Here is a 12,261-nt window from a genome sequence, read left to right on the forward strand (position 1 = left end):
TCAGAGGCTCCCGGAATGGCTGCGGGTCGGGCGGTCCATAATGCGGCGGCCCATCAGGCTGGCGGTGAGGTCGACCATCAGGGTCGCGGTGCGGCCGCGCTCGTCGAGGAACGGGTTCAATTCGACCAGGTCGAGGCTGGAGACCAGGCCGCTGTCGGACAGCATCTCCATCACCAGATGCGCCTCGCGGAAAGTGGCGCCGCCGGGAACGGTGGTGCCGACGGCCGGCGCGATCGAAGGGTCGAGGAAATCGACATCGAGGCTGAGATGCAGGAGGCCGTTCTCATTCTCGACGCGGGCCAGGAAGGCGCGCAGCAGCGGCGCGATGCCGTACTCGTCGATGGCGCGCATGTCGTGCACGGTGACGCCGGCTTCAGTGATCGCGCGGCGCTCGGCCGGATCGACGCTGCGCAGGCCGATGGCGCAGATGCGGGCCGGGTCGACGACTTCAGGCAGATCCGGGAAATAGCCCTTGAAGCCCGCCTGCCCGCTCGCATAGGCGAGTGGCACGCCATGCAGATTGCCGCTGGTGGTGGTGTCGAGCGTGTGGAAATCGGGATGGGCGTCGAGCCACAGCACGAAGAGCGGCCGGCGGCGCTCGGCGGCGCGGCGCGCCACGCCGGAGACGGTGCCGGCGGAGATCGAGTGGTCGCCGCCAAGGAAGATCGGCATGGCGCCGCGCGAAGCCGCATAGGCCGTCTCGGCGATCGCCGCCGTCCAGGCGGAAATCTCGGGCAGCGCCTTCAGCGCGAGGTTACCATGGGCCACCGGGCGGGCCACGGCCTTCTCGACCGCGCCCCAGTCCTCGACCTCATGGCCAAGATCGGCCAGCACTGAGACCAGCCCCGCCGTGCGCAGCGCGCTCGGCCCCATCTCGCATCCCATCCTGCCCGCACCGTCCTGTACCGGCGCGCCAACGATCCTGCAGCGCATGATTTCTTTCCGCCCTCGCGATTGATTGGACAATTGGACCACCGCTGCCTGGCGGTTTGAACAGGAAGAATTGGCATTTCGGCAAGAGCAATCTACCGTATTGCGCATATGACTTGATCGAAATGGACAATCATGGATGCGTTGGACGAACGGCTGGTGACGCTGCTGCGGCATGATGCGCGGCGCAGCATTTCCGATCTCGCGGTCGATCTGGGCGTCTCGCGCGCGACGGTGCGGGCGCGCATGGAGCGGCTCGAAAGATCGGGCGAGATCATCGGCTATACGGTAGTGCTGCGCGCCGATGCGGTTGACCAGCGGATGCGCGGCGTCATGATGATCGAGATCGAGGGCCATGCCGCGGATCGCGTCATCAGGGCGCTCGGCGGCTTTCCCGAGGTCTCCACCGTTCACACCACCAACGGCCGCTGGGACCTTGTGGTCGAACTCGGCACCGCCTCGCTGACCGATTTCGATGCGGTGCTGCGCCGCATCAGGCTGATCCCCGGCATTACCGGCAGCGAAACCAGCCTTCTCCTGGCCACGCCCAGGACGACGAGGGCGCGACTCACTTAGCTGCGGCGTCTATTCGGATTTGGTCTTATCCAGTGACATTTCACCCACCAAATTGGCTGCACACCGCACTGGCTCCTCCAGCCATGCACGGGCATCGGCGCAAATGACGTTCGACAGGTTCCGTGCCTTATGGAGGAGAAAATGCCATGACTTTCCATTTTCGCAAAGTCGGATTGCATAATGGTTTCTCGACTGCCGTAGGGAAGCAAGGCAGTTTCAAGCAATGCGCATGCATGACATTTCTCGGAATTCGAAGCAGGTGCGCGGCTTCAGGAGCAAAAGGTGGCACTAATGAAGATAACCGGCCTGGATCATGTGGTACTCACCGTCAGGGATATGACGGAGACCATCGATTTCTACCAGCGCGTACTTGGCATGCGCCATGTGGTGTTCAGAGGCGCATGTCATCCGCAGTGGCGGCGCCGCGAGATTTTATGCCGTTTCCCGGTAGTGCCCCAGAGACACTTCGGTCGTGTAGTTCTCCTTCATGAAGTTGATGAAGTTGTCCCTGAACTGGCGCGTGTGCGCATGCGCGAGGCTGTCGGCGCGATCGACATCCCTGGCTTTGATCGACGCCAGCATCAGATGGTGCTCATCGGTGAGGAGATAGCCTTCATGGGTTCTCTCCAGAAACTCAAAATGCATGTGGAGCATCCGCCGACCTTGATCCAGAAGCCGCTCATAGAACGAGGCCAAATAGGGATTGCGGCCGGCACGAGCGATTGCCATGTGGAATTGCTTGTTGGTTTCCGACATGACGAGATGATCGCCGGATTTCACGGCGGCCTCGAATTCCCGCTGGCGCCGCGCAATTGCCTTCAGATCGGCCTCTGTCCGCAGTTCGGCGGCCAGCCGCGTATTCATGCGTTGAGCGATATCGAGGGCCTCGACATATTTGGGGAACGTGGCGATCTCGATCGGCGCGACTATCGTGCTGCGGTTGGGCAGCGTGACCACCAATTCCTCGCCTGAGAGCCTGATCAGCGCTTCGCGCACTGGTGAGCGCGATAGACCAAATCGCTCCGACAGCGTCGTTTCATCGAGCAGGTGACCCGGGGCCATGGTCAGCGACAGGATTTCGGTCCGCAGCGTGTCGTAGACCTCTTTCCAGCCGGCGCCCTTGGCACGCTTCGTTTCGACTTCTGCGGTCAACGGAATCTCCTTTTTCGCAACCGGGACGCTACTCGCAAGATCATGCGTTGTCGACACGTTGTTTTTTCCACTTGACTTTGTCGACTGTCTGTCGACATATCTGATCCTGTCGACACTATGACGACAACAGGCAAAGTCAAGATCGGCCCGAGCCGACATCCGGAACCGCGCACCGCGTGCGCTCTACGCAAAGGGAACAACGATGCTCATGAAAATGCTCTCGTCCGCACTGCGGGCGCTGCCTGCCTTGGCACTCATGACTGGTATTTCGACAGGCGCCGCGCATGCCCAGGCTACCGAAGGCTATTGGCAAAAGGTGCAGCAGACCGGCGTCTTGCGATGTGGCGCTGCGGTCGCCCCTCCCTACATCATGCGCGATCCGGCGAGCGGGGAATATTCCGGATTTTTTGCCGACCTGTGCCGTGAATTCGCCGACGCGCTGAAGGTCAAGCCAGAATTCGTCGACACCACCTGGGACAACATCGTCGCCGGGCTGCAGGCAGGCAAATGGGATATGTCGCTGGCCCTAAACCGCACGCCGGCCAGGGCAATGGCGGTGAACTTCTCGATTCCGGCGATGGAGTACCAGATCTCGCTGGCCTACAACAAAGACAACAGCAAGATCCCTGCAAATCCCGCTTCGATCGCCGATATCGACAAGCCAGATGTCACGCTAGCCGTGATGTCGGGAACTGCCCAGGACAAGGCCATTTCTGCCGCGGTGAAGAAGGCGCAGATCCTGCGCCTGCCGGGCAATGATGAAACTCGTCTTGCTGTTACCTCGAAGCGCGCGGACATCCTGGTCGACGCTTCCGATACCAACCAGCTGTTCACCCAGTCCAATCCGAGTTGGGCCGTGGCCTACGACCCCACGCCGGCGCTTGCCAATCAAGGCGTGGCGTTCGGCTTGCCGCGCGATCTGTCGTTCTCCGACGTCGAAGTCGTCAACATCTTCCTGGAGGAGAAAGTCGCCACGGGTGAGGTCGATGCGCTCATCCACAAGGCCGTCGATGAGGTCCTGAAGGCCGGGAACTGACAATGCGCGGGGCTGCTTTGCAATACGAGCAGCCCCACGATCCCCGGTTTGTCCGACCTCGATGGGATATTGCCATGCCTGCAACCGAGAATGCGGCTCTCGTGAGGGTCAGTGACCTGCACAAGGGCTATGGCCCGAATCTGCAGGTCCTCAAAGGCCTGAATATCGAAATGAAGGCGGGCGAGCGCCTTGTCGTCATCGGTCCGAGCGGTGGTGGAAAAAGTACATTACTGCGCGTGCTGATGGGATTGGAACGTATCGACAGCGGCTCGATCACCTTCGGCGGCAAGTCTTACATCACCTCGTCGGCGCCGGCGCACAAGACAGCAATCGACCACAAGGTTCGTCGATCGATCGGTATGGTATTTCAGCACTATACGCTGTTTCCCCACCTCAACGTTCTGCAAAACCTCATTCTTGCACCCTGCAAGGTCCGCGGTGAGACCAAGGCTGTGGCCACGGAGCGAGCGACCGCACTTTTGACGCGTTTTGGCCTGGAGCCGAAGATCGCGGCCTACCCAGCGCAGCTTTCCGGTGGCCAGAAACAGCGCGTGGCCATCGCCCGAGCCCTGATGCTTGACCCCAAGCTGATGCTGTTTGACGAAGTGACATCGGCGCTCGACCCGGAACTGGTCGGCGAGGTAGAACAAGTGATCCTGCAGCTCGCCAGGCAGAACATGCCGATGATGATCGTGACCCACGACATGTGGTTCGCCAAGAACATCGCTTCGCGCGTGCTCTTCTGCGCCGGCGGCGTCATCGTCGAGGACGGTCCACCCGAACAAGTACTCGGCTCTCCCAAGGAAGAGCGCACCAAGGACTTCATCGACCGCGTTTTCCACATCAGGCAGTAGGAGGGGGCCGTGAATTATTCCTTCGATCTGCAGGCTGTCACACGCAACCTGCCCCCCCTTTTCGACGGGTTGGTTGTGACGCTCCAGCTGACGATAGCTGCAAATCTCATCGGGCTGACGCTCGGCTTCGTGGTTGCCTTGCTGATTATGAGCCGCTGGGCAGTGATCCGGCTCCCGGCGACACTGTTTGTCGAATTCTTCCGCTGCACGCCGGCAATCGTTCAGATAGTCTGGTTTTTCTATTGCGTGCCGATGCTGTTCAACGTGTTTCTCGGCTCGATGACCATGGGAATTTTGGCCCTCGGTTTTAACCTGACCACGTTCAACGCCGAGGCTTACAGAGCCTCGATCCAGGCAGTTCCTCGCGAGCAGATTGACGCCGGCATCGCGCTCGGTCTCAATCCCTGGCAGCGCATCCTCTACATCGTGCTGCCAACTGCATTCCGGGCATCGGTGCCCGTACTGCTGACCAACGGCATCGTCATTTTCCAGCAAAGCGCGCTGGTGGCGATCGTCGCGGTTCAAGACCTCATGTATCAGGGCAAGACGCTCGCGACCGAAACATATCGGCCGATCGAGACTTTTACCGTCGTGGCGCTGATCTATTTCGCCGTCTCGTTTCCGGTCACGCAGATCGTCGGCTATCTCGAGCGTCGACGCGAAGCGATGGCAAGCTGAGGGCCGGGCCATGAACCTCGATTTTCACGTTCTGGTGCGGTTCGAATATGCGCTCTTGCTTGGCCTGTGGACGACGCTCAAGCTGACGCTGGTTTGCGTCGCTCTGGGCTGTGCACTGGGCTTTCTGCTCGGCCTGTCCAGGACATCCCCCAGCCGCCTGCTGCGCGCGGTATCCAGCGTCTATGTCGAGTTTTTTCGTGGCACGCCGGTTCTCATCCAGCTGTTCTGGATTTTCTTCTGCCTGCCGCTGCTGCTAGGCATTGAGCTCTCCAACTTTGTTTCGGGAGTCATCGCGCTCTCGCTCTATATGGGCGCGATCACGAGCGAGACGTTTCGCGCGTCCCTGAAATCGGTCGGCAAGGAGCAGATCGACGCCTGCGTGGCACTGGGGCTGCCGCGCTGGACCCAGATCACCAGCGTTGTTCTGCCCCAAGCGGTGCTGCGGGCCATCCCAACCCTGTTGTCAAACTGCATCAGCCTCTTCAAGGAAAGCGCGCTGGTCTCGGCGGTAGGCATGGCCGACCTGATGTTCGTCGGCCAGAACATTTCGAACAATACCGCGCATCCCGTCGAGGTTTTGACTGTAGTCGCCCTGATCTACTTCGTCATCGCCTTCCCGCTGACCCGCGCCGTGACGCTCATCGAGCGCCGCATTCTGACCAAACTCGCCATCTGACGCGTCCGGAAAAGGCGCTTCCTACCAGGAGACAATGATGAAACTTAGAGGTGTAATGCCAGCACTCGTTACCCCGTTTGGCGACGACGGCAAGATCGACTTCAAGCAGTACGAGAAGCTGCTGAACAAGCTTCGCAATGATGGCGTCAAGGGTTGGGTGCCGTGCGGCTCGACCGGCGAATACAACGCCATGACTTCGGATGAACGGGCGTCCGTACTGAAATTCGTGGCTGATTTCGCCAACAAGGACGAACTGCTGATCGCCGGCACAAATGCAGGATCGACCTGGGAGGTCATCGAGCACACCAGGCGCGCCCGAGACCTCGGCTACGACACGGTTCTACTGTCGGCGCCGTTCTATGCTACGCCTGCTCCGAACGAACTGATCGGCCATTATCGTTCCGTCCTCGACGCCGTCGACGTTGACATCGTCGTCTACAACTACCCGCCGAAAGTCGGAGTCGAGGTCGGGCTCGACGTGCTCGATGCCTTCGTTGACGAGCCGCGCATTCTCGGCATCAAGGAGTCCGGTGGCAACCTGCTGCGCGCCATAGACATCCGCTCGCGCTATGGCAGCCGCTACCAGGTGACCAATGGCTCCGACGACCAGACGCTCGACTTCTATCTCTGGGGCGCGACGTCGTGGATCTGCGGCCCAGCCAATTGCATGGCCAAGGCCTGCGTCGATCTGGTGAACACGATCGAAGGCGGCGACTGGCTAGGCGCGCGCGACATGATGCAGGTCATCTACGGCGCGATGTCCAGTCTCGAAACGGGGAAGTTCGTCCAGAAGGTCAAATATGGCTGCGAACTGGCCGGCACGCCTGTCGGCCTGGGCCGCAAGCCGCTGCTGGCGCTGACGGACGAGGAAAAATCCGCTTTCCGCAAGGCCATAGAACCTGTGATCGGGTAAAACGATGTCTGGCGCGGGCACAGAGCAAATCGCGGTTGTCGGCGCCGGCATCATCGGCGTGGCTATTGCCTACGAGTTGCAGCGCCGCGGCAAGAGCGTGACGCTGATCGACCGCGACAAGCCCGGCCTCGGCGCATCCTTCGGCAACATGGCGAGCATCGCCGTCACCGAATTCATGCCGGCGTCGCGCCCTTCGGTGTGGGCTCAGATGCCCAAATGGCTTCTCGACCTCGAGGGGCCGGTGCGAGTGCGGCCCTCCTATCTGCCGAGGCTCACGCCATGGTTCCTGCGCTTTCTCGAAGCCAGCCGTCCGTCGCGCGTCCGCGAACTCGAGGCGGCGGGTGCCGCGCTGTGCAAGCGGGTCTACGACGACCTCCTGCCGATGCTCGATGCGGCAGGGCTTTCCGATATGCTGACGGACGAAGGCTGCCTCAGCCTCTATACCGACGAGGCCGAGTTCAAGGCCGACCGTGAACACATTGAGGTCCTCGAACGTTTCGGCTTTCCGCACGAGGTGCTCGGCGCTAATGCGCTCCGCGCTCTTGAGCCGGCGATCACGACGAAGATCGGCCGCGCGGTGTTGTTTCCGCAAAACCGCTCGGTGCGCGACCCCTACAGACTTGTCGTGTCGCTGGCTGAGCGTTTTCTTGCACTCGGCGGCCGAATGGAAACCGGCGAGGTTGCCGGCTTCGACCGTTCGGGTGACAAGCTGGAAGCCATCCGCCTCAAAGACGGGCGCCGCATTGCGATCCCGTCGGCTGTGCTGTGCGCCGGTGCCCATACCGGACGTCTGTCCAGGCTTCTGGCCGAACATATTCCGCTCGAAACCGAACGCGGCTACCACACGCAGATCATGGCACCCGGGATCTCCATGCGGCACTCCATCATCTGGCCCGCGCGCGCCTTCATGGTGACGCCAACGGCCGGCGGCATCCGGGTCGGCGGCACGGTGGAGATGGCCGGTCTCGATGCGCCGCCCGACTACAGGCGCGCCAAGGTGCTGCTGAAGCGCGCATTGGAAGCGCTGCCCGACCTGCAGGCAAACACAACGACCGAGTGGATGGGCCACCGGCCGGCGCTGCCCGATACGGTGCCGATCATCGGCCCATCAGCGAAGACAGGCGGGGTCTACTACGCCACCGGCCATGGCCATCTCGGTCTGACCTATGCCGCCACCACGGCCCGCCTCATAGCCGATCTCGCCGCGGGCAAAAAACCGCCGATCGACCTTCGCCCCTATCGCGTCGACCGGTTCTAGCGGAGCCAAGCATGAGTACGCTACGCCCAACCATCAAGAGACAATCAGATGCGGACTGACCTCTATATCGACGGACAATGGTGCAAGCCCATCAAGGGCGGCACCTTCGCGGTCATCAATCCTGCCAGCGAGGAGATCATCCATCATGCGCCCGCCGGCACGGCCGAAGACATCGACGCGGCAGTGACGGCCGCCCGCAGGGCCTTTGATGAAGGCCCTTGGCCGCGGCTGTCGGGCGGCGAACGCGCCAGGTATCTTCGTGCCATCGCCGATGGAATTCGGACTCGCCAGGCCGAACTGGCGCAGCTCGAAGTCATTGACAATGGCAAGCCCTTGCCCGAGGCCGACTGGGATGTGGCGGACGCCGCCGGCTGCTTCGATTTCTATGCCGGTTTGGCCGAGGGGCTGGATGCCAACGGGGCCGAGCCGATCGCGCTTGCGGATGCCCGCTTCGCGTCCAGGGCGGTGAAGGAGCCGATCGGCGTCGCCGGCGCCATCATCCCGTGGAACTACCCGTTGCTTATGGCCTCCTGGAAGGTCGCACCGGCTCTGGCAGCCGGCTGCACCATGGTGCTCAAGCCGTCCGAACTGACGGCGCTTGAGGTCGGCGCCATCGCCGATGATGTTGGGCTGCCCGCTGGCGTGCTCAACATTGTGACCGGCTTTGGAATGGATGCCGGCCAGCCCCTGATCGACCACAAGGATGTCGACAAGCTGGCCTTTACCGGCTCGGTGCCGACCGGATCAAGGGTCATCGCGGCGGCGGCGCGTGACATCAAGAAAGTCAGTCTCGAACTTGGCGGCAAATCGCCGTTCCTGATCTTCGACGATTCCGATGTCGAAAAGGCCGTTGAATGGATTCTGTTCGGCATCTTCTGGAACCAGGGCCAGGTCTGCTCCGCGACCTCGCGCGTGCTCGTCCAGGACGGCATATATGACAGGCTTCTGCGGCGGCTCGTCGAGGAAACCCGGAAGATCAAGATCGGTGACGGGCTGGCGACTGGAACGTTGCTCGGGCCGCTTGTGTCCAAGCGTCAATACGATCAGGTGCTCAGCGCGATCGACGAAGCGCGTAGCGCCGGCGCCACGATAGCGGCCGGCGGCCAGCGGGCGCCGGGGTTCAACAAGGGCTACTATATCGAGCCGACGATCATCATCAACGCACCGCTCGACAGCGATGCCTGGCGCGAAGAGATTTTTGGTCCGGTCGTCTGTGTGCGCTCCTTCTCGACCGAAGCCGAAGCGGTCGCGCTGGCCAATGACAGCCGCTTCGGGCTGGCCGCCGCTGTCATGTCGGCCGACGACGAGCGCACCGAGCGCGTGGCGGCGGCGCTTCGCGCCGGCATCGTCTGGATAAACTGTTCGCAGCCGACTTTCACAGAAGCGCCCTGGGGTGGCTACAAGCAATCGGGCATCGGCCGCGAACTGGGGCGGTGGGGCCTGGAAAACTATCTTGAGACCAAGCAGATCACCCGGATGACTGGCAAGGACCCATGGGGCTGGTACATCAAATGAATTCTCTTTCGGCCCCCAATTGGCAACGGTCCATCGAACTGCTGCAGGTGCACTGCCAGGGCGAGATCGGCAAGGTGATCGTCGGCGGCGCGCCAGAGATTCCCGGCGCGACGATGCTCGACAAGATGAACTACATCAACAGCGTCGACGACAGCCTGCGCCGCTTCGTGACCTTTGAGCCCAGGGCCAGCGTCGCCATGTCGGTGAACCTGCTTGTCGCCCCCTGCCGGCCGGACACGGACGCCGGCTTCATCGTGCTGCAGGCCGACCTGGCGCATCCGATGTCGGGAAGTAACTGCATCTGCGTCGTGACCGCGCTGCTGGAATCCGGCCGCGTGACTATTCAGGAGCCGGAAACCGTCGTCCGGCTGGACACACCAGCCGGCTTGATCGTCGCCCACGCTCGCTGTTCGAACGGCCGCTGTCTTTCCGTCAGCCTCGACAATGTGCCGGCCTTCGTCGAGGCCCTCGACCAGACAATCGAAACGCCGCGCTGGGGGCGTCTCAAGGCCGATATCGCCTACGGCGGCGTCTACTATGCCATCGTCGATGTCGAACAGGTCGGGCTTGAAATCGCGCCACGCCACGCTCGCGCCCTTGCCGAAGCCGGCATCGAATTGAAGGCGTTGCTGGCGGAGCAAATCTCGGTGCAGCATCCCGAATTGCCCAACATCGACGAGATCGCCTATGTGATGTTTCGCGGACGCGACGACGACGGCGCGGTGCGCACCTGCACCACGCTGAAACCCGGCCGTGTCGACCGCTCGCCATGCGGCACCGGCAGCTCTGCCAATCTGGCGGTGCTGCACGCAAGGGGCGAGCTCCAGATCGGCGATGTGCGCAAGTCGCGATCCATCATCGGTGGCGAGTTTCTCGCAGAGGCGATCGGCCTGACCATGGTCGGTGACAGGGCTGCGGTGCTACCCAGGATCACCGGTCAGGCATGGATCTATGGCCGGGAACAATTGCGCCTGGACGACGATGACCCGTTCGCCTTTGGATTTGCGCTCTCCGATAGCTGGGGACCGCAGGTCGACGAACTCGGTTGATTGGAGATTCAATGTCGTCCCACAGCAAACCTCTGAGCGGCCAGACCGTTCTTGTGACTGGTGCTTCCGGCGCCATCGGCAGCGCGATTGTCCAAGAGCTCGTGCAGGAAGGTGCCCGCCCGATCATTCACTATGGCCGGGACCAGCACGGCGCGGACATCCTCCTCAACCAGATTGGCGGGGCCGGATGGACGGTTCAGGCAGACTTGGCCTCCGCTGAGGGGCCAATAGGGTTGTGGAACCAGGCCGTCGGGCTTGCCGGCCGTGTCGACGCCATTGTGAACAATGCGGGCGTGCGCACCGAGATTTCCGTCGAGGCTGATCTCGACGACTGGCAAGCGGCCTGGCGCCGGGAGTTTCAGCTCGACTTTTTCGCCGTTACCGACCTTTGCAAGGCTGCGATCCTTCACTTTCGAGCGCATGGCGGCGGCCGCATCATCAACATGGCGAGCCGCGCCGGCCAGCGCGGCTACAGTGCCGAAGCGATGCCCTATGGCGCGGCCAAGGCGGCGCTCATCAATCTCACCAGATCGATCGCCCGCAGTTTCGGCGCCGACGGCATTGTGGCGATAGCGATCGCGCCAGGCTGGGTGCGGACGCAAATGGCTAGGGAATTCGTGTCGCGCTTTGGCGAAGCGGCGGCGGTCGCCGACATTCCAATCGGTAGGATGGCGGAGCCATCCGAAATCGCCGAGCTGGTGAGCTTTGCGCTGCGCCCCTCGCAACGCTCGCTCAGCGGCGCAACGCTCGACGTCAACGGCGCCAGCTACATCAGATGAAATGCCTTCAGGATCCAAGAGGTTTGAAATGAAGCGGTTCGAACAAAAGGTCGCCATCGTCACGGGTGGCGGTGGCGGGATCGGATCGGCGATTTCACATCGCCTCGCCGATGAAGGCGCCTTTGTCGCGGTTATCGACATGGACCTGAGCTCGGCTGGTTCCGTGGCCTCCGACATCTCCGCGAAAGGCGGCAAGGCGCGCGCAATCTGTGCCGATATTTCCAACGCGGTTGCCTGCGCCGATCTGGTTGCGGATGTCCTGCGCATCAACGGACGCATCGATATTCTTGCTAACAACGCCGGCATCAACCGGCGCGGCAACCTGCTCACTCTAACCGAAGGCGACTGGCACGCCTGCTTTGACGTCAATCTGCACTCGATGTTCTACCTCTGCCGGGCCGTGCTGCCGCACATGATCGAGCGTGGCGGTGGTGCGATCGTCAACACCGCATCACAATGGGGGCTGCATCCCGCGCCCAACCATATCGCATACAATGTGACGAAAGCCGCGGTTGCGTCCTTCACGCAGAACCTCGCCCGCGATTACGCGCCGCACAAGATCCGCGTCAACGCCGTGTGTCCGGGCGAGATCCACACGCCGATGCTGGAGGCTGGCGTGAAGCGCTCCGGCAGAACGATTGCCGACCTCGACAGGCTTGTCCCATTCGGCCGGATTGGAAAGCCAGAGGAAGTCGCAGCACTCGTTGCCTTCCTCGCGTCGGACGAAGCCCAGTTCATGTGCGGATCGCTTGTCGAGATTACTGGTGCACAGGCCGTGGCTTGAACCCTGATGCTGGTGGATGGCGACCAGCATAAAAAGATTGCCGGCATTCCGCTCCTGGATT

The 12,261-nt window shown here is 62.0% G+C and carries 13 protein-coding genes and 1 pseudogene; 12 read left to right on the forward strand and 2 right to left on the reverse strand.

What is annotated here, in order from left to right:
- The gene (gene rocF, locus FJW08_RS26790; protein ID WP_140812961.1) at positions 1–933 is read right to left on the reverse strand and encodes an arginase; all 933 of its coding nucleotides are present in this window, start codon (positions 931–933) and stop codon (positions 1–3) included.
- 132 nt (positions 934–1,065) lie between these two features.
- On the opposite strand from rocF, the gene FJW08_RS26795 reads away from it, so the two are divergent.
- Complete coding sequence (locus FJW08_RS26795) at positions 1,066–1,506, forward strand: Lrp/AsnC family transcriptional regulator (RefSeq protein WP_140765945.1); 441 nt, start codon at positions 1,066–1,068, stop codon at positions 1,504–1,506.
- Between the two features lie 291 nt (positions 1,507–1,797).
- Positions 1,798–1,878, forward strand: a pseudogene (locus tag FJW08_RS33400) (VOC family protein); the annotation flags it as partial.
- Positions 1,879–1,938: 60 nt separating this feature from the next.
- Here the strand turns inward: FJW08_RS33400 and FJW08_RS26805 are convergent.
- Positions 1,939–2,658, reverse strand: a complete 720-nt coding sequence (locus FJW08_RS26805) for a GntR family transcriptional regulator (RefSeq protein WP_181183058.1) — start codon at positions 2,656–2,658, stop codon at positions 1,939–1,941.
- Between the two features lie 202 nt (positions 2,659–2,860).
- On the opposite strand from FJW08_RS26805, the gene FJW08_RS26810 reads away from it, so the two are divergent.
- The 10 genes from FJW08_RS26810 (at position 2,861) to FJW08_RS26855 (ending at position 12,200) form a co-directional block, all read left to right on the forward strand.
- On the forward strand, positions 2,861–3,694 hold the full coding sequence (locus FJW08_RS26810) for a transporter substrate-binding domain-containing protein (RefSeq protein ID WP_140812963.1): 834 nt from the start codon (positions 2,861–2,863) through the stop codon (positions 3,692–3,694).
- A gap of 74 nt (positions 3,695–3,768) precedes the next feature.
- Positions 3,769–4,548 carry an amino acid ABC transporter ATP-binding protein gene (locus tag FJW08_RS26815; RefSeq protein WP_140764453.1) on the forward strand — a complete coding sequence of 260 codons (780 nt, stop codon included), beginning with the start codon at positions 3,769–3,771 and terminating at the stop codon, positions 4,546–4,548.
- Positions 4,549–4,557: 9 nt separating this feature from the next.
- Positions 4,558–5,226 carry an amino acid ABC transporter permease gene (locus FJW08_RS26820; RefSeq protein WP_140812964.1) on the forward strand — a complete coding sequence of 223 codons (669 nt, stop codon included), beginning with the start codon at positions 4,558–4,560 and terminating at the stop codon, positions 5,224–5,226.
- Between the two features lie 10 nt (positions 5,227–5,236).
- Positions 5,237–5,902, forward strand: a complete 666-nt coding sequence (locus FJW08_RS26825) for an amino acid ABC transporter permease (protein ID WP_140764379.1) — start codon at positions 5,237–5,239, stop codon at positions 5,900–5,902.
- Positions 5,903–5,939: 37 nt separating this feature from the next.
- Positions 5,940–6,815 (forward strand): dihydrodipicolinate synthase family protein, encoded by an 876-nt coding sequence (locus FJW08_RS26830; RefSeq protein WP_140812965.1) that lies wholly within the window; start codon positions 5,940–5,942, stop codon positions 6,813–6,815.
- A gap of 4 nt (positions 6,816–6,819) precedes the next feature.
- Complete coding sequence (locus FJW08_RS26835; protein ID WP_140812966.1) at positions 6,820–8,073, forward strand: FAD-dependent oxidoreductase; 1,254 nt, start codon at positions 6,820–6,822, stop codon at positions 8,071–8,073.
- A 48-nt stretch (positions 8,074–8,121) separates the two neighbouring features.
- Positions 8,122–9,588, forward strand: coding sequence for an aldehyde dehydrogenase family protein (locus tag FJW08_RS26840; RefSeq protein WP_140812967.1), 1,467 nt, complete (start codon positions 8,122–8,124; stop codon positions 9,586–9,588).
- Positions 9,585–10,637, forward strand: a complete 1,053-nt coding sequence (locus FJW08_RS26845; RefSeq protein WP_140812968.1) for a proline racemase family protein — start codon at positions 9,585–9,587, stop codon at positions 10,635–10,637. Before FJW08_RS26840 ends, FJW08_RS26845 begins: the two co-directional genes overlap by 4 nt.
- 11 nt (positions 10,638–10,648) lie before the next feature.
- A complete protein-coding gene (locus FJW08_RS26850) occupies positions 10,649–11,416 on the forward strand; it encodes an SDR family oxidoreductase (RefSeq protein ID WP_140812969.1) in 768 nt (255 codons plus the stop codon).
- Positions 11,417–11,444: 28 nt separating this feature from the next.
- Positions 11,445–12,200, forward strand: a complete 756-nt coding sequence (locus tag FJW08_RS26855; RefSeq protein WP_140812970.1) for an SDR family NAD(P)-dependent oxidoreductase — start codon at positions 11,445–11,447, stop codon at positions 12,198–12,200.
- Positions 12,201–12,261: the final 61 nt, after the last annotated feature.

Origin of the sequence: Mesorhizobium sp. B3-2-1 (assembly GCF_006439515.1) — a bacterium.
In the GTDB taxonomy this organism is placed as follows: Bacteria; Pseudomonadota; Alphaproteobacteria; order Rhizobiales; family Rhizobiaceae; genus Mesorhizobium.